This window comes from Brucella sp. MAB-22, assembly GCF_025908475.1.
In the GTDB taxonomy this organism is placed as follows: domain Bacteria; phylum Pseudomonadota; class Alphaproteobacteria; order Rhizobiales; family Rhizobiaceae; genus Brucella; species Brucella anthropi.
In genome coordinates this window covers 1,203,852-1,221,501 of record NZ_CP109782.1, presented here as the reverse complement: position 1 = coordinate 1,221,501, position 17,650 = coordinate 1,203,852, and the positions used below count along the sequence as shown (strand labels likewise).

Here is a 17,650-nt window from a genome sequence, read left to right as displayed (position 1 = left end):
GCTTAGGCTGTACCCCGATTGCTGCGCCTGCAATAGTGACAGGATCAGCCCGGCGCAAGTTTGCACATGAAAAAGGCCGCTTGCGCGGCCTTTTTGTGGATTAGGTGCCCCCGCTTAAGCGGAAACATTACCCTTTTCATCCTGGCGCTCGGCATAGATATAGAGCGGACGGGCGCTGCCATCCACCACATCGCCGGAAATGACCACTTCCTGCACGCCTTCCAGCGTCGGAAGCTCGAACATCGTGTCGAGCAGGATCTTTTCCATGATCGAACGCAGACCGCGTGCACCCGTCTTGCGCTCGACCGCCTTGTTGGCAATGGCTCGCAGGGCGTCGTCGTGGAAGCTCAGCTCGACACTTTCCATGTCGAACAGGCGCTGATACTGCTTCACGAGCGCATTCTTCGGCTCGGTCAGGATCTGCACCAGAGCATCGACATCGAGGTCTTCGAGCGTCGCGATCACCGGCAGACGACCGACGAATTCCGGAATGAGGCCGAACTTCAGAAGATCTTCCGGCTCCAGCTCCCTGAAGACATCACCGATGCGGCGCTCATCGACCGAACGAACGGTGGCGCCGAAGCCGATGGACGTCTTCTCGCCGCGTGCGGAGATGATCTTGTCGAGACCGGCAAATGCGCCGCCGCAGATGAAGAGGATGTTCGTCGTGTCCACCTGCAGGAATTCCTGCTGCGGATGCTTGCGGCCACCCTGCGGTGGCACGGAAGCGACGGTGCCTTCCATGATCTTCAGAAGCGCCTGCTGGACGCCCTCGCCCGACACGTCGCGCGTGATGGACGGGTTATCCGACTTGCGGCTGATCTTGTCGACTTCGTCGATATAGACGATGCCGCGCTGTGCGCGTTCTACGTTGTAATCGGCGGCCTGAAGCAGCTTCAGGATGATGTTCTCGACATCTTCACCGACATAACCTGCTTCCGTCAGTGTCGTCGCATCGGCCATGGTGAATGGCACATCGATGATGCGTGCGAGCGTCTGGGCAAGATAGGTCTTGCCGCAACCCGTCGGACCGACGAGAAGAATGTTCGACTTCGCAAGCTCGATATCGCTGCTCTTGGACTGATGGGCGAGACGCTTGTAATGATTGTGTACCGCAACCGACAGAACGCGCTTGGCATCCTTCTGGCCGATGACGTAATCGTCAAGGACGGCCATGATTTCCTGCGGCGTAGGCACGCCCTCGCGCGACTTCACCATCGAGGATTTGTTTTCCTCGCGGATGATGTCCATGCAGAGTTCGACGCACTCGTCGCAGATGAAAACGGTCGGGCCTGCAATCAGCTTGCGCACTTCATGCTGGCTTTTGCCGCAGAACGAGCAATAAAGCGTATTCTTGGAATCGCCGCCGCTGTTGCTGACTTTGCTCATCGCAGTTTCCTTTCAATTGACCGAAATGAACCTTGGGCGTTCATATCGATCGTTTCTTCCGGTTCGGACCCAGTGCTGGAGGAGAAACGCACCTCCCGCTGGTCACAACGGCAGCAGATACGCGCTGCCTGTCATGTAGGGCCTGTAGTCTCAGGATTCCTGTCACCGTATGGCTCCCCGACCGAAGGAGCCATTTGGCGACTTTTGCAGAAGCTGCACCGTCGAACAATTGAAAAATAAGTTCCCGGCAAAGATTCGGCGTAATCTGACCAAGTTTAGCGCCCCGAACCCCAACAGATGCTTAACGTGGCGCGTTAACCATCACGTAGTTGCAAGAATTGGGCCCCTTTTGTGGCAAAGGGCGCTAAAAACGGGTGCGAGCCGGAGATTCCGGCTCTTACTTCGATTCGTCCGCGCCCACGTCGCGCGATTCAACCACCTTGTCGATAAGGCCGAATTCGAGCGCTTCCTGCGCGGTCATGAAATGGTCGCGGTCGAGCGTGCGTTCGATCGTCTCGTAATCGCGGCCCGTGTGCTTGACGTAGATCTCGTTCAGGCGGCGCTTCATCTTGATGATGTCCTGCGCATGACGTTCGATGTCCGAGGCCTGTCCCTGGAAACCGCCCGATGGCTGGTGAACCATGATACGGGCATTCGGCAGCGCATAACGCTGGCCGGTCGCACCGGCGGTCAGGAGCAGCGAGCCCATCGAAGCAGCCTGGCCCATGCAAAGCGTGGAAACCGGCGGACGGATGAACTGCATCGTGTCATAGATCGCCATGCCGGAGGTTACGACACCGCCGGGCGAATTGATGTACATGTTGATCTCTTTCTTCGGGTTTTCTGCCTCGAGAAAGAGAAGCTGTGCGCAAACCAGCATCGACATTCCGTCTTCAACCGGTCCGTTCACGAAGATGATGCGCTCCTTGAGAAGGCGCGAGAAAATATCATAGGCCCGTTCGCCACGGTTGGTCTGCTCAACCACCATCGGGACGAGGTTCATGACGGTTTCGATCGGATCTCTCATTATGGGCCTCTGGATATATTTATGGCGAAGTGAATAGTTCTGAATCGTAAGTGTTCCATACATAGGGCGTTGCGCCCCTGTTCCGCAAGTGGCGTAGCACTACCTGCCTCACTCCCAATCCGACTCCGGCTTTTCGGGGCGAATGCCGCGCTTCTCGTCCAGCGTTTTGCGGGCCACTTCGGTCAGTCGCGCCTTGATGCGAACGGAGCCATCTTCCAGATTCTCGCGTTCGACGCTGCTGCCATGTTGGTAAATCCAGTCGAGAAGATGGAGCTCGAATGGTGACAGCACAACATCGACCGGGCCGAGTGAGCCCGCTATCCGGGTTTCGATAAGCGAAAGCAACCTGTCAACGCCTTCACCGGTGATGGCTGACAGAGGGATGGGACGTCCCTCCTCACTACCGGCGGCGGCCAGACGCAGGGCGGCTTCGCGCCCGCTTTCGTCAAGGTTGTCGATCTTGTTCCAGATTTCGACGACACGCTTACGGTCCTGCGGCTCGATACCCAGCCCAGAAAGAATGCTTTCCACGTCTTCCGCCTGCGCGGCATTGTCCGGATCGGAAATGTCGCGGACATGCAGGATTAGATCCGCCTCCACCACTTCTTCAAGGGTGGCGCGGAAGGCAGCGACGAGATGGTGCGGCAGGTTCGAAATGAACCCGACCGTATCCGACAGGATAACCGTTTCGCCATGCGGAAGGCGAATGCGTCGCAATGTCGGATCGAGCGTGGCGAAGAGCATGTCTTCGGCCAACACTTCCGCACCCGTCATGCGGTTGAAAAGCGTAGATTTTCCGGCGTTGGTATAACCGACAAGTGCCACGATCGGATGCGGCACCTTGCGCCGCTTCTGACGATGCAGTGTGCGGGTGCGCACCACCGTTTCAAGCTCGCGCTTGATCTTCAGAATCTTGTCCTGCAGCAAGCGGCGGTCGGCTTCGATCTGGGTTTCACCCGGACCACCGAGGAAGCCGCCACCACCGCGCTGACGCTCAAGGTGGGTCCAGCTTCTGACCAGACGGCCCTTCTGATAATTCAGATGCGCCAGCTCGACCTGCAAGGCACCTTCCTTGGTGCGTGCGCGTTCACCGAAAATTTCGAGAATGAGCCCGGTGCGGTCGATGACCTTGACGTTCCATTCCTTTTCGAGATTGCGCTGCTGTACCGGTGTCAGTGCGTGATCGACGATGACCAGCCCGATAGCCTTTTCCTTGACGGTTTCGGCGATGGATTCCACCTTTCCCGCGCCAAGCAAGGTCGCAGGCCGTGGATTGGCGACAATCGCAATTTCGGCATGTTCGATGTCGAGATTGATTGCCCTGGCAAGCCCGACGGCTTCCTCCAGGCGCGCCTCGTTCGAGCGCTGAAATTCGGGGCGAGCCCCATCTTCCGCCGACGTGCCCGTATTATATCGCTCCGGCAGGACGGGAACGATGACGGCTGCCCTTGTGGGCTCAGGTTCTGAAAGCTCGAAAGCCTTGTCTGCATCGGCAGATGTCGGCTTTTTATCCTTGAACTTGGACAAATATATTCACTCCGGGACGCGGAACCTATTGTGGATGCATTTGGCTGAGAAAATCAGGTTAATGCACTATCTGCCAATGCAGATAAGTCGCCGCTAAAGCTGTTTCAAATGAAAGACGCCCCGGATTGTTTAAACATGACGAACCGGACAGGCAGAGCGTGTCCGGTTATCATCAGCAGAAACAAAACTGGAACGAAACGACTTGGAGCATGTCTCCCGAAAGTGGGAACCGGTTTCGGGACAAAGACATGCGTAAAAAAATTATAGAGCATTTCCAATGATTCAATCAAAACAGGAAAAGCTCTAAGTCATCGCGCTCCAGTGGAATTCGCAAAGCGTCAGGCTTCTTCGCCTTCGAACATCTGCACAGGCTGGCTTGGCATGATCGTCGAAATCGCATGCTTGTAGACAAGCTGCGAATGACCGTCACGGCGCAAAAGCACGCAGAAATTATCAAACGACGTTACAATGCCGGTCAGTTTCACGCCATTGATAAGAAAAATCGTCAGGGAAATTTTCTGCTTACGTACAGAATTCAGAAAAAGGTCTTGTAGATTTTGCGATCGTTCAGCCATTGTTTTTATTCCTTTAATCGATCAGCAGCCAGCTCGCGATGTGTTAAACGAACACGCGCATGCACATAAATCAAGCACCGGAGCGTGCAAAACCGGGGCTCGACTGCAATTGCTGTGGAAAGACAACTGCTTCGCTATTTAGCTTCGGTTAACAGGATGGGAATCTTTGCGCAACCGTCAATTTCATTAGTCGCCCGGCAAATTCCGTCAGGCGAGATGGTTTCGTTATCTCAATCGGCCACGACAAGCTCTTCATTTTATAGAGATTCAAGCAGTGGCTGCGTGAAATCTATCGTGCGATCCAAAAACTTCCGGGCCGGAGCGAAACGAGCGTTCCAACCCGACAGGAGTTTGATGCCCCAATGCGTCAGAAGAACTCCAGACTTACGCGGAACATCTGCTCCACATGCTTTACGGCGTCAGAGGTTGCGAAAATGACGACACGATCCTTGGGCTTGATCCGCACATCGCCATTGGGGCGGATCACCTGCCCGTCGCGATAGATTGCCCCGATTCGCAAGCCTTCCGGTAAGTCGAGATCGCGCAGCGGCGCACCGACGAGCGATGACGTTTCCAGCGCCTCGGCTTCGATCAGTTCGGCCATGTCGCGATAAACACTATAGACCGCGCGAATACGGCCCCGGCGCACATGCTGCAGGATTTTCGAGATCGTGACCGCCTTCGGATTGATGTAGGCATCGATCCCCACCATGTGGGTAAAATCCTGATAGGCGACCGTATTAAGCAGGGCCATGTTGGACTTGCAGCCCAGACGTTTGGCCATGATGCTCGACAGAATATTGACTTGATCCTGATTGGTCAGTGCCACCATCAGGTCGGCATCCTGAATATCGGCTTCCTGCAGGAGATTCTGGTCCAGCGCGCTGCCATGCAGAACCATGGTGCGCTTCAGCTGATCGGCAATCGCGAACGCACGATCATGCTCGCTCTCGATCATCTTGACGCGCGTATTCCACTTGCGGTCCTCGATGGCCTTGGCCACGTAGAGACCAATATTGCCGCCGCCTGCAATAACGATGCGGCTGGCTTCCGGTTTCTCGTGCCCGAACAAGGCAAGCGTGCGGCGAACCTGCTCGCGCGTTGTCACGACATAGGCCAGATCGCCCGCATTCAGCTCGTCGGATGAGCGCGGGATGAACAGGCTATCATTGCGCACCACGCCAACGACAGTCGCTGCAAGATCGGGAAACAGATCAGTCAGCTGTTTCAGCGGCGTATTGATGACCGGACATTCATCAAGACATTCGATCGCGAGACCGATGATCTTGTCGTCCGCGAAGCGCAACACGTCTGTCGCGCCCTGCAACGCGATGCGCCGCAGAACCACCTCGCCCACTTCCAGCTCAGGCGAAATAATAACATCGATTGGCAGGTTTTCGCGCAGGAACAGGTCCTGATACTCGGCCTTGAGATAGGACTGCGCACGGATGCGGGCAATCTTGGTCGGCACGTTGAAGACCGAGTGCGCCACCTGACAGGCCACCATATTGACCTCGTCGGACAATGTGACGGCAATGATCATATCCGCTTCGTCGGCGCCAGCAGCTGCAAGCACATCGGGCTGCGATCCGTGACCGACAAATCCCCGCACATCAAGTGTGTCGCGCACGATCTCGACATGGCGTGCGGATGTATCGATGACAGAGACATCGTTCTCTTCGGCGGCAAGCCGCTCGGCGATGCCGTATCCGACTTGCCCTGCTCCGCAAACGATTACCCGCATGACTGCTCCGTCCGAGACAATGAGAGCATTTCCAGCAAAAGTGCGAAGCGGTTTTGCGTAGGATAATGCAACAAAACAGATATCTAGAGCGGCTCCAGCCTCTCCTCTTTGGCTGGAGCGCCCTAAATGCTTATACGCCCAGAGACTTCAGTTTGCGATGCAGCGCCGAACGCTCCATGCCAACGAACTCCGCCGTGCGCGAAATATTGCCGCCGAACCGGTTGATCTGGGCGATCAGATATTCCTTCTCGAAACGCTCGCGCGCCTCGCGCAACGGAAGCGCCATGATGTGCTGGTCGGATTCCGTTGGTGCGCGTGGCAGGGTGTCGCCGATCTCAGCCGGCAAAAGATCGGCTGTCACGGGCTCTTCGGGATCGTCGCCACGTGCCAGAATCATCAGGCGTTCGACGTTGTTGCGCAGCTGGCGAAGATTGCCCGGCCAACTATGCGCCTGCAGAACCGCCATCGCGTCTGGCCCGATCTTGCGCGGCTTGATGCCAGCCTGTTCGGCAATCTGCTTCATGAAGTAATCAACCAGAGACGGAATATCCTCGCGCCGGGATGCAAGCGGCGGCACCTGCACAGGGACAACCGACAGACGGTGGAACAGGTCTTCGCGGAACGTGCCTTCCGCAATCATGCCTTCGAGGTTCTGTGCCGTCGAGGAGATGATACGCACATCCACCTTCACGCGCTTGGTGCCGCCAACGCGCTCAAACTGCTGGTCGACAAGCACACGCAGAATCTTGTTTTGCGTCTCGCGCGGCATATCCGCAACTTCATCGAGATAGAGAATACCGCCATGGGCTTCTTCCAGAGCGCCAACCTTGCGCTCGCCGCCGTCCATCTCTGTGCCGAAAAGCTCGATCTCCATCCGCTCTGGCGTGATGGTTGCGGCATTAACGGTCACGAACGGTCCACTGGCGCGGCTCGACTGCGCATGGATGGCACGCGCGGCAAGTTCCTTGCCCGCACCCGACGGGCCAGTGATCATGATGCGGCTGTTGGTTGGCGCCACGCGTTCAATGGTCTGGCGCAGCTGGTTCAACGCCAGTGATGCACCGATCAATTCCAGATGGTCGCCCGTACGTTTGCGCAAGTTCGAGACTTCGCGCTTCAGCTTCGAGGTTTCAAGCGCCCGTTCCGCAACGAGGATCAGACGATCAGCCTTGAACGGCTTTTCGATGAAATCGTAAGCGCCGCGCCGAATGGCAGACACCGCCGTTTCGATGTTGCCGTGACCGGAAATCATCACCACCGGCAGTTCGGGGTGCTGCTTCTTGATTTCATCGAGCAGCGCCAGACCATCCAGACGGCTGCCCTGCAGCCAGATATCCAGGAAAACCAGCCGGGGAACGCGATCGTTGATCGCTGCGAGCGCGCTGTCCGCATCGAAAGCCGTGCGGGTTTCATGGCCTTCATCGCTCAGGATGCCTGCAACAAGTTCCCGGATATCCGCTTCGTCATCAACTACAAGAATATCGGCAGCCATATCAAATCACCTGTCCAGCTATGTTCTTTTGGTCATTTTCCGCATTGGTGCCAGCCTCGCCGGCAGGTCCCGCATTCGCACCAGCTTCGTTGGCAGGCGCTTGCGGGAAGACCATGCGTATCATCGCGCCTCGGCCTCCGTGGAAATCCGAAGGCGCGTCATGCAATTCCAGATGCCCGCCATGATCCTCGACGATCTTGCGGACAATCGCGAGACCAAGGCCAGTGCCCTTCTCGCGCGTCGTCATATAAGGTTCGAGCAGCTTCTGGCGGTCGTCGCCCGGCAGGCCCTTGCCATTGTCAATAACATCGACAACCAGTTGCCCGTCCGCCTGATAGGAACGGATGAGGATATGCCCGCCTTCGCCTTCCTTGGCGCGATCTTCCTTCGGAAGTCCGTCAATGGCTTCGCTGGCATTCTTGATGACATTGCCGAACGCCTGCCCGATCAGGCGGCTGTCGAAGGAACCGACCAGTTTTTCCGCTCCGAAATCGTTCTGGAAGCGAATATCGCTGCGGCTGACTTCAATCAGGAACGAGGCTTCGCGCAATGCCTCGCGCATGTCCATAAGCCGCATTTCCGGCTTCGGCATGCGGGCAAAGGCGGAGAATTCATCGACCATGCGCCCGATATCTCCCACCTGGCGGATGATCGTATCCGTGCACTGGTCGAAAACCTCGCGATCCTCGGTGATCACCTTGCCGTAACGGCGGCGAATGCGTTCGGCTGAAAGCTGGATCGGCGTGAGCGGATTCTTGATCTCATGCGCAATGCGGCGGGCGACATCCGCCCAGGCCGACGAACGCTGTGCCTGCACCAGATCGGTGATGTCATCCACGGTCACCACATAGGAATGATCTTCGGATTCCGTATCCTCGACGGTCACCTGCACGTTGAACGTGCGCGCCACGCCGCCGCGGGTCATGCTGACCTGCTCGCGGTGTACGGCACGTCCCGTTGAACGGGCGACCTCGAAAGCCTGCCCAATCTCTGGCGCAATGCTGGTAAGGCTTTTGCCAACAGCATCATCCGATGTGACACCGAACATATGCTCTGCGGAACGGTTCAGAATGGAGATACAGCCATCTGTTTCGATGCCGATGACGCCTGCCGTCACACCGGAAAGCACGGCTTCAGAGAAGCGACGGCGCTCATCGATCTGGTCCTTGGCGGAAATCAACTCGTTACGCTGGCTCTTAAGTTCCGCGACCATGTTGTTGAAAGTGCCGGACAATGCGCCGACATCACCGTCCGAAGCGCGTACCGGAACCGAGATATCGAGGTTACCAGCCGCCACGTCGTCCGACGCGCCGATCAGCAGACGGATCGGGCGCACCAGCCGGTCAGCAACAGCAATACCGGTCCAGATCGCCGAAAGCAGAACGATCAGCGTCAGACCGAAATAGAGCAGCGCGAACGCGATCTGCGTTGGAATGCGGTTCGCATCCATTTCCTGATAGCGCTGGGTGTTGGCTTCCATCAGGCGCATGGCGTCGAGAATCTGCGAATCCACGGCGCGAACCGTATAGAGATAGACGTCCGGTATTTCGCGCATCTTGATAATTGCGCCGACGAAATTACTGTTTCCCGGCGGGATGATAACCGGCTTGCCGTCCGGTGCCGTCTTCAGTGCATCTTCAGTCGGCGGCGGCAAGCGATCTTCGACGCCGGTATCGCTTTTGACGACCACTTCACCATTTTCACGCACCAGGAACGCACCGAGCAGACCGCGACCGCGCGTCTGCAACGTCATCAACTGGACGAAGCCACCACGATCAAGACTGTAGATGGTGCGCTGCGCATCGAGATCCTGCAGCATCGAATAGGACGTGCTTTGCAGGTTAAGCGCAGTTTCGCGGATATAGGCGGTGGTCAGGCTCTGCGATGAACTGACAATGTCGCGGGTATTGGTATCGAACCAGCGATCAAGACCCAGATTGAGCGTTACGGAAGCAACGATGGCCACCACGATGGCAGGAACCGCCGCAATCAACGAAAACAGCGCGACGATGCGGACATGCAGGCGCGAAGCGGCCTTTCCAAGCCGGCGGGCCATGACGATGCGATAGACTTCGCGGCATATCAGCAGAATGAGGAACAGAATCAACGCGACATTGATGATGACCAATGCCAGCGTTACCGTCCGGTCAGGCGTGATCGGGGTGATGCCAATCAGAATGGCGAAGGATATCGATGCCGTAATCAGCGCTGAAACAACAGTGATGATACCCGGCAGCGCCAGAAGCCTGCGCCCCTCGCCGCCTTGCGATGATTGTTTCTCGCCGTTCATGTCCGTCGTCAGATTCGCCGTGCTCATGTTAACCATGTTACCCAATAGCGTTGCATCTATGCAACGCATTGTGGCGAAAATGCAACGTTTGTTTCGCACTCAGTTGTTGACGAAGGGTAACTCTCGTTCAGCGGCCATGCGGATACTCGTCAGTCAACCCAATGGAGACAACATTCGGCGCTCAATTTTTGGCGCAATGCATCAGAAATTGAGCCTGGCCATTGCAAGTGAATCGACAAACTCTCCGGCTCGGAAAGCATCCTTCACGTGAATGCCCTCCGGGACGAAACCGAACTTCTCATAGAGATGGATCGCGGCGACATTGTCGACATAAACGGTCAGTTCAAGCCGCTTCAGACCGAGCCAGTTATCGGCGATCTCGATCAGCTCGGTCATAAGTGCCGTGCCTATCCCCTTGCCGACATACTGGTCGTCTATTCCCATTATAATGCCTGCGGTATGGCTCCGTCTTCCGGTGCGCCGCAGCAAGCCAGCGTTTGCGACGATCTCCTCATTGATCGTCGCAACAATCACCGTCGATTCCGGTCCGAGCGAATCCAGCCATTTCTTCGTGGTCTCAAGGCGCTGGAACGGCGTGCGTAAAGTGCCGAACCGAAATCCCGGCATGTTCTGCAGGCGGGTGAGACCTTCAGCATCCGTAGCTTCTACTGCGCGAATGACGAGATTTTCAGGTCGCATTTGGACTCCTGATTTCAGTGTTCTGGCAATCTTCAGTTCGCAGGCTGGCAAACATCCAGACATGCTGAGACCGGTTCGCGGTTCTTATCGCAGATACAACCGTTTGACGCGGAATAGGATAGTCCGGGCTTTTCCCGGTCGTAAAATGAATAAATTGCAACAAGTACGAAGCCTGAAATCGTCAGGCACAATATTTGATACATTTTGACCTCCATTGCGCCGGAAGATCAACATTGTCCTTGCTGGCGGAGAATTTCTCAACGCCAACAAATGCCTCGTAATTATATGGATTAGCTATTGCGCGTGCGCGAGTAGCCCTTCTGACACAGCAACACCGCCCAAATTGGGCGGTGTTGCAAAATTCAGTATGCCGAACGACCCATTCGTTCTACGCGATCAGTTTTCAGCGCCGTAAGCGTCGAAATCAAAGTACTTGTCGTTGACTTCCTTGTACTTGCCGTTCGCGCGGATCGCCTTGATGGCATTGTTGAACTTTGCGACCAGTTCAGGACGGCCCTTCTTCAAGGCAACGCCGACGCCAACACCATGGATGTTGTCGTCGGACGGATAAGTGCCGACCATCTTGCAGCAGGCACCATCCGGCGTCTTCAGCCATTCGCTCAGCGTTACACTGTCGTCGTTGACGGCATCAAGGCGACCATTGGCCATATCGAGCCGGTATTCTTCGGCAGTCGGATAAGCCTTGATCGTGCTGTCGGTGAAGGCGTGTTCGGCATAGTTGGCGTGCGTCGTTGACACCTGAACGCCAATTGTCTTGCCCGCAAGGTCTTCCTTGGTCACACCCTTGATGTCGCTGTCCTTGGGTACCGCGATGCCGGGAGGCGTGTTGTAATACTTATTGGAGAAGTCGACCTGCTTCTTGCGCTCATCCGTGATCGACATGGAGGATACATAAGCGTCAAATTTTCCGGCCTGAAGTGCCGGAATAGTGCCATCCCACTCCTGCGTGATGAATGTGCACTCGGCTTTCATTTCCTCGCAGAGCGCCCTTGCGATATCGACATCGAAGCCCGACAGCGAGCCATCCGGATTGGTGAAATTGAACGGCGGATAGGCGCCTTCCGTTCCGATTACAAGTTTCAATGGCTCTTCGGCAGTTGCCGCGCCGATCACCAAACCACTTGCCGTTGCCGCGATCCCCACAATCGAAGCTGCCACAGCGATACGCTTTAATACGCGCATTCAGATCCCTCCCATTTCATTTTGGCTTTTCCAGAATTGAACTTCTGGTTAAGCCCCTGGCAAGGGGAGGTTCAAGCAGGCAATGCCAAATTGCCGACTCGTCATGATTTCTCCCCCGCCGCTATCAATAGATGGTTCGATGGAGCTTGCACAATGTCTTTTTGATTACGGAAATAGTTCTCGATTCTGTCCCGTTTGCACGCACAAACGCTGTTCATCAAGCTCATCAAGTAAATGGCGCACCCGACACGATGCGAACCTGTGCCCTCTGCCTTCGGTGTCTTCATCAATTAGGCAAGCACTAAAACCTATTTTGCAAACTACCGTACAGCTACCGCCGACAATAGATAAGATCGAAACAAAATAGACCTTTTCAACGATGAAAAAGTAATCATGATAAGCGATTAGGATAAAGCTAACGAGTTGATGTTCCCAGCGGGAGGGCTAAATAAAGTAAACATAAATCGTTCCAAACATTGGCGCGAAATTATGGGGTATAGTAGAATATATTAAACATAACACGCAAATATTGCCAAAGGTGTGCAATGAATAGCCTACTTGATGTGACTCTTGACGCAGCAAAACAAGACCAGAGAACAGTTGACGATAATCGCCGCAGCGTTGCTCCTCTGCTGGACGGGATGTCTTTCTATGAAAGTATCCGTCATAATGATGACCGTGGCAGCGTAACGGAAATATATGACCCGCGCTGGAACTGGCATCCAGATCCGATGGTGTTTTCCTATATGTTCACGATACGCCCCGGCATGGTAAAAGGCTGGGGACTACATAAGGAGCACGAAGATAGATACTTTGTGATCAGCGGCGAATTAGAGCTTGTCTTATTTGATCCAAGGCCGGAATCGAGCACTTACAATAAAGTTTGTAAAGTATATTTATCCGGAAACCAGCCAAGGCTTGTAAATGTACCGAAGTTTGTTTGGCATGCAGATCACAACATAGGTAACTCCGAACTCGTAGTGCTAAATTTCCCAACAATACAATATGATCATTCAAAACCAGATAAATATCGCCTCCCTCTCGATACGGATCTGATACCTTATGACTTCGGAGCAGCAAAGGGATGGTAAGCGACCCTCTGTTCTCGATATTGCTTCCTACCCATAGCCGGGTCGATGTAATCGGCTATGCGGTGCAATCAGTATTAAATCAGACAGTTAAGGATTTTGAACTACTCGTTGTCGGGGACGGATGCCCGCCCGAAACGCGTACAATTTTGCAAGGCTTCAACGACCCTCGGATTCGCTTTTTTGACCTGCCTAAGGCACCGCATTTTGGCTATGCAAATCGTAATATTGCATTGAAAGAATCGCGCGGTAAATTCATCGCCTTCATGGCGGACGATGACCTAATATTGCCAGATCATCTGGAGGTATTGGAGGAGGCATTAAGCGGAGGAAGCGCGCTCGCCTATACTCAGGCAATTTGGATTTCGACAGATGGAATTGCGGCACCATTTTTGACAAATCTTGAGTTCGAAGATGAACTTGAATTCTTTATACTGCATCAAAACTCGATACCAGCCAGTTGCTTCGCTTACCGGGCAGACGCGCTGTCGCAAAGGGATGTTTGGCCAGAAGATGTTTCTTCCGCCGGCGACTGGCGGCTATGGCACGAAATTATCCAAAAGAACTCTGACGATCCATTGACTTATCGGCGCTTGCCGACAGTACTTCATTTTTCGGCACACTGGAAACAGTCACGAAGTTCAGGCATGCCTCAACTTGCCAATTTTCTTGATATCGCTGACAGCGCTGATTGGTGGCCTACCGCTCTCAGGCCCAACGTACCAGCTTCAATGAACGAGCAGAGTGTATTCGCATCAATGCTGTTTGAAGAGCCAGTCTTGTGGCCGGCAAAAATACGTCGTGCCGCAACCGATTTAGTTAATAGGATTGCCTGGGACAACATTAGATTTTTACACGACGATGCTAGGAGGATCGAAGTACTATCTGAAGAATTACGCACACTAACTGAACGCAATAACGTACTTTCCGAGCAGCTTGCCAATCAAAAGGCGGAAAGCAACGTCCATTTGGAAGCGCTTTCAAAATCCCAACAAGATGTAGTAAAATATACGAATGAAATAGACCAACTCCGCAATTCAACTTGTTGGAAGCTCACAGCTCCGCTTCGAAATGTTGTTGAGTTTGTTCGCAGGCAGCTTGGCCAGGACGGAAAAAACTCTTTAAGAACGTGATGCTGCCCGTACCCGATCGAGAGGCTTGTTCGTTTTCTTCATTCGGTCGCGCAGTTGACGACCTTCATGCCGGCGAGATAGCCAGCCGCCACAAGGATGGGGCTTGTCCCGCAGAAATTCCACAGTGAATTTCAAATGCTCGAAACAGAGGGGCCAGCGACCCAATCAATCCAATTAGCGCCAGGAGGAGCGACAGTCGTATGACGACCCTTCGGGCGCATACCTGTGCAACGTCTCGCAGGAATCGACGGCGATAGTGATATGTCCCTGCTTGGGTAATGACGATGTGCTTCAATGCAAGCCCATTGCGCACCTTCCGTGGACCCGTCTATGGACCGGAAATGCCGAGAAATCATAGAAACCATTGATACTTAATGGCTTTTTGGAGAAAAATGGCGCACCCGACAGGATTCGAACCTGTGACCTCTGCCTTCGGAGGGCAGCACTCTATCCAGCTGAGCTACGGGTGCATTGCCGGAAGGCTCGAAGCCTTTACATGCGCGTTTCTAACTGAACCGCGCATATGCATCAATGGCTTATTTTGATTAAGCGGCGCAAATTTTGCCGTTAGAGCGCATCCCGAAAAGTGTGAAACGGTTTTCGGATGAGATGCGCGCCAGAACAGACAGTTGAAGCGCCCTATGAACGCAACCCCGGAGCCTCCTGCCCCGTGCGTTCCACATATTCCGTATAGCCGCCGCCATATTGCTGGATGCCATCCGGTGTCAGTTCCAGAACCCGGTTCGACAAAGCGCCGAGGAAATGCCGGTCGTGCGATACGAACAGCATCGTTCCCTCATAGGCAGCAAGCGCCTTGATGAGCATTTCCTTCGTGTCGAGATCAAGGTGGTTGGTCGGCTCGTCCAGGACCAGGAAATTCGGCGGATCGAACAGCATGGCCGCCATGACCAGACGCGCCTTTTCACCGCCCGAAAGCACCCGGCACTTCTTTTCGATATCGTCACCGGAGAATCCGAAGCAGCCAGCCAGTGCGCGAAGTGGGGCCTGCCCTGCCTTCGGGAAGCGCTCTTCCAGCCATTCCAGTATCGTTGCATCGCCGTCGAGCACGTCCATCGCATGCTGCGCGAAATAGCCGAGCTTGACGCTGGCACCGATGTTGACATTGCCCTTGTCCGGTTCGGCAGCGCCTGCAACCAGCTTCAGCAGTGTCGATTTTCCCGCTCCGTTGATGCCCATGATGCACCAGCGTTCGCGACGGCGAACCATGAAATCAAAGCCGTCATAGATCGTGCGGCTTCCATAGGTCTTGTGCACGCCCTTCAGGCTCACGACGTCCTCACCCGAACGCGGGGCCGGGGCAAAGTCGAAAGCGACCGTCTGGCGGCGGCGTGGCGGCTCCACGCGGTCGATCTTCTCCAGCTTCTTTACGCGGCTTTGAACCTGCGAAGCGTGGGACGCGCGCGCCTTGAAGCGCTCGATAAACTTGATTTCTTTGGCAAGCATGGCCTGCTGGCGCTCAAACTGTGCCTGCTGCTGCTTTTCGTTCAGCGCCCGCTGGCCCTCATAGAAGCCATAGTCGCCGGAATAGGTCGTGAGCGAACCACCATCGATTTCAATGATCTTGGTCACGATGCGGTTCATGAATTCACGGTCGTGCGAAGTCATCAGCAACGCGCCGTCGTAGTTCTTGAGGAATGCTTCCAGCCAGATGAGGCTTTCGAGATCAAGATGGTTGCTCGGTTCGTCGAGCAGCATCACATCCGGGCGCATCAGCAGAATGCGCGCCAGCGCAACACGCATTTTCCAACCGCCGGAGAGCTTGCCGACATCGCCATCCATCATTTCCTGCGTAAAGCTAAGGCCTGCCAGAACCTCACGCGCACGGCCATCCAGACCGTAGCCATCCAGCTCTTCGTAGCGCGCCTGCACTTCACCGTAGCGTTCGATGATCGCATCCATCTCGTCCATACGGGCCGGATCGACCATCGCGGCTTCCAGCTCGCGAAGTTCAGCCGCAACCACGCTGACGGGCCCCGCACCTTCCATCACTTCCGCAACGGCTGATCGACCGCCCATTTCGCCGACATTCTGGTCGAAATAACCAACCGTCACGCCTTTTTCGACGGAAACCTGCCCTTCGTCCGGCAGTTCATCGCCGGTGATCATGCGAAACAGGGTTGTCTTGCCCGCACCGTTTGGACCGACAAGGCCGATCTTTTCGCCACGGTTCAAAGCGGCGGAAGCCTCGATATAGAGAATGCGATGGCTGTTGGACTTGCTGATATTGTCGATGCGGATCATGGAACGGGAGGACTTTGTTGAGTGGAATGGAGCGCAGGGTTGTCGCGTTGCGGCCTCCCTATGCCATGACAGCACGGGCAAGTCACCCCGCTTCGCGATCAAGTGTCGGACGGAAAGCTCAGGGAATATTACGTAACCATTGCTGGGTCGAGAATTTCTCGACCGCAAGCTTTTCCGCAGCTGCATATTCTTCCGGCGTAATCTTGCTGCTCACGCCGCCATTCAGCGACACGAACATATCCTTCATGCGCTTGATGACTTCTTCGCGCGGCAGTCCTGTCTGGCTGCGAACCGGGTCGACACGCTTGACTGCGCTGGCCGTGCCCTTGTCACTCAGCTTCTCGCGCCCGATACGCAGGACCTTCACCATCTTCTCGGCATCCATGTCATAAGCCATGGTGACATGGTGGAGAACTGTTCCCTTGGAAAAGCGTTTCTGCGCCGCGCCGCCGATCTTGCCCTTGGAGCTCGAAATATCGTTCAGCGGTTTATAGAAAGCATCGATGCCGAGCGAGTTGAGCGCCTTCAACACCCAATCATCCAGAAATGCGTAGGAATCGGCGAAGCTCATATCCCCTACGAGTTCGCCCGGCGCATAAAGCGAATAGGTGATGGTACTGCCGGGTTCCACGAACATCGCGCCACCACCGGTAACGCGACGGACAGTTTCAACACCGAATTCCCGCGTTGCGTCCATATCGACTTCATTGCGCAGCGATTGAAATGCGCCGATGATGATGGCGGGACGTTCCCATTCCCAGAAGCGTAATGTTGGCGCGCGGCGTCCGGCGGCAACCTCCTGCGCCAGAACCTCGTCAAGCGCAAGATGCATGGCAGGGGAAACCGGAGGCATTTCAACGATCTGCCATTCGAAATCCCGCCATGTGCGAGCAACACCCAAAGCCCGCCGGACGGCAATCGCAACCGCTTCGGGGCTGAAGCCGAGCATCATGGCGTCGGGCCGAAGACCTGCCCTCACAGCGTCGGCAATCTGCTCCGACGACGCATCGGCAGAGAGACCTTCGACAGCGTTGCGGATATCCTCCAGAGCCTCGTCCGGCTCCAGGAAGAAGTCGCCCGCCACCTGCACATTGCTCAGACGCCCGTCACGAACATCCAGATCGACAACGACAAGTTTTCCGCCGTGGACTTTGTATTCGCCGTGCATATGGGCAGCCTTCCAAAGATTGAACGTGAGTGTTTCACTCTCATTTCATGAAA

13 protein-coding genes, 1 tRNA gene and 1 pseudogene are annotated in these 17,650 nt (G+C 55.2%); 2 read left to right on the top strand and 13 right to left on the bottom strand.

Annotated elements, in window-relative coordinates:
- Positions 1 to 114: 114 nt before the first annotated feature.
- The 10 genes and pseudogenes from clpX to OHI65_RS15415 all read right to left on the bottom strand — a co-directional run bounded on the left by clpX (position 115) and on the right by OHI65_RS15415 (position 11,946).
- Complete coding sequence (clpX, locus tag OHI65_RS15460) at positions 115 to 1,389, bottom strand: ATP-dependent Clp protease ATP-binding subunit ClpX (RefSeq protein WP_010660143.1); 1,275 nt, start codon at positions 1,387 to 1,389, stop codon at positions 115 to 117.
- Positions 1,390 to 1,786: 397 nt separating this feature from the next.
- Positions 1,787 to 2,416, bottom strand: coding sequence for an ATP-dependent Clp endopeptidase proteolytic subunit ClpP (gene clpP, locus OHI65_RS15455; protein WP_010660144.1), 630 nt, complete (start codon positions 2,414 to 2,416; stop codon positions 1,787 to 1,789).
- Between the two features lie 108 nt (positions 2,417 to 2,524).
- On the bottom strand, positions 2,525 to 3,943 hold the full coding sequence (gene hflX / locus OHI65_RS15450; protein WP_012092092.1) for a GTPase HflX: 1,419 nt from the start codon (positions 3,941 to 3,943) through the stop codon (positions 2,525 to 2,527).
- Positions 3,944 to 4,281: 338 nt separating this feature from the next.
- A complete protein-coding gene (gene hfq, locus OHI65_RS15445; protein WP_002964239.1) occupies positions 4,282 to 4,518 on the bottom strand; it encodes an RNA chaperone Hfq in 237 nt (78 codons plus the stop codon).
- A gap of 5 nt (positions 4,519 to 4,523) precedes the next feature.
- Positions 4,524 to 4,736 (bottom strand): annotated as a pseudogene (locus tag OHI65_RS15440) (hypothetical protein).
- 149 nt (positions 4,737 to 4,885) lie between these two features.
- Positions 4,886 to 6,262, bottom strand: coding sequence for a Trk system potassium transporter TrkA (trkA, locus tag OHI65_RS15435; protein ID WP_010660146.1), 1,377 nt, complete (start codon positions 6,260 to 6,262; stop codon positions 4,886 to 4,888).
- A 130-nt stretch (positions 6,263 to 6,392) separates the two neighbouring features.
- The gene (locus tag OHI65_RS15430; RefSeq protein ID WP_010660147.1) at positions 6,393 to 7,754 is read right to left on the bottom strand and encodes a sigma-54-dependent transcriptional regulator; all 1,362 of its coding nucleotides are present in this window, start codon (positions 7,752 to 7,754) and stop codon (positions 6,393 to 6,395) included.
- A gap of 1 nt (position 7,755) precedes the next feature.
- Positions 7,756 to 10,113, bottom strand: a complete 2,358-nt coding sequence (locus OHI65_RS15425; protein WP_040129319.1) for a sensor histidine kinase NtrY-like — start codon at positions 10,111 to 10,113, stop codon at positions 7,756 to 7,758.
- 132 nt (positions 10,114 to 10,245) lie between these two features.
- Complete coding sequence (locus OHI65_RS15420) at positions 10,246 to 10,743, bottom strand: GNAT family N-acetyltransferase (protein WP_012092095.1); 498 nt, start codon at positions 10,741 to 10,743, stop codon at positions 10,246 to 10,248.
- A 396-nt stretch (positions 10,744 to 11,139) separates the two neighbouring features.
- Positions 11,140 to 11,946 (bottom strand): ABC transporter substrate-binding protein, encoded by an 807-nt coding sequence (locus OHI65_RS15415; RefSeq protein WP_036586775.1) that lies wholly within the window; start codon positions 11,944 to 11,946, stop codon positions 11,140 to 11,142.
- Between the two features lie 545 nt (positions 11,947 to 12,491).
- Between OHI65_RS15415 and OHI65_RS15410 the strand changes: the two genes are divergently transcribed.
- Both OHI65_RS15410 and OHI65_RS15405 read left to right on the top strand, forming a co-directional pair.
- Positions 12,492 to 13,037 (top strand): dTDP-4-dehydrorhamnose 3,5-epimerase family protein, encoded by a 546-nt coding sequence (locus tag OHI65_RS15410; protein WP_036586776.1) that lies wholly within the window; start codon positions 12,492 to 12,494, stop codon positions 13,035 to 13,037.
- Positions 13,031 to 14,167, top strand: coding sequence for a glycosyltransferase family 2 protein (locus OHI65_RS15405; RefSeq protein WP_125300268.1), 1,137 nt, complete (start codon positions 13,031 to 13,033; stop codon positions 14,165 to 14,167). The genes OHI65_RS15410 and OHI65_RS15405 overlap by 7 nt, the downstream gene beginning before the upstream one ends.
- Positions 14,168 to 14,560: 393 nt before the next feature.
- On the opposite strand, the gene OHI65_RS15400 is transcribed toward OHI65_RS15405, so the two are convergent.
- The 3 genes from OHI65_RS15400 to OHI65_RS15390 all read right to left on the bottom strand — a co-directional run bounded on the left by OHI65_RS15400 (position 14,561) and on the right by OHI65_RS15390 (position 17,597).
- Positions 14,561 to 14,637 (bottom strand) — tRNA-Arg (locus OHI65_RS15400).
- Between the two features lie 169 nt (positions 14,638 to 14,806).
- Positions 14,807 to 16,429 (bottom strand): ABC-F family ATP-binding cassette domain-containing protein, encoded by a 1,623-nt coding sequence (locus OHI65_RS15395; RefSeq protein ID WP_264359149.1) that lies wholly within the window; start codon positions 16,427 to 16,429, stop codon positions 14,807 to 14,809.
- A 118-nt stretch (positions 16,430 to 16,547) separates the two neighbouring features.
- Positions 16,548 to 17,597: a biotin/lipoate A/B protein ligase family protein gene (locus OHI65_RS15390; protein WP_010660170.1), complete on the bottom strand. Its 1,050-nt coding sequence runs from the start codon at positions 17,595 to 17,597 to the stop codon at positions 16,548 to 16,550.
- Between the last annotated feature and the right edge of the window lie 53 nt (positions 17,598 to 17,650).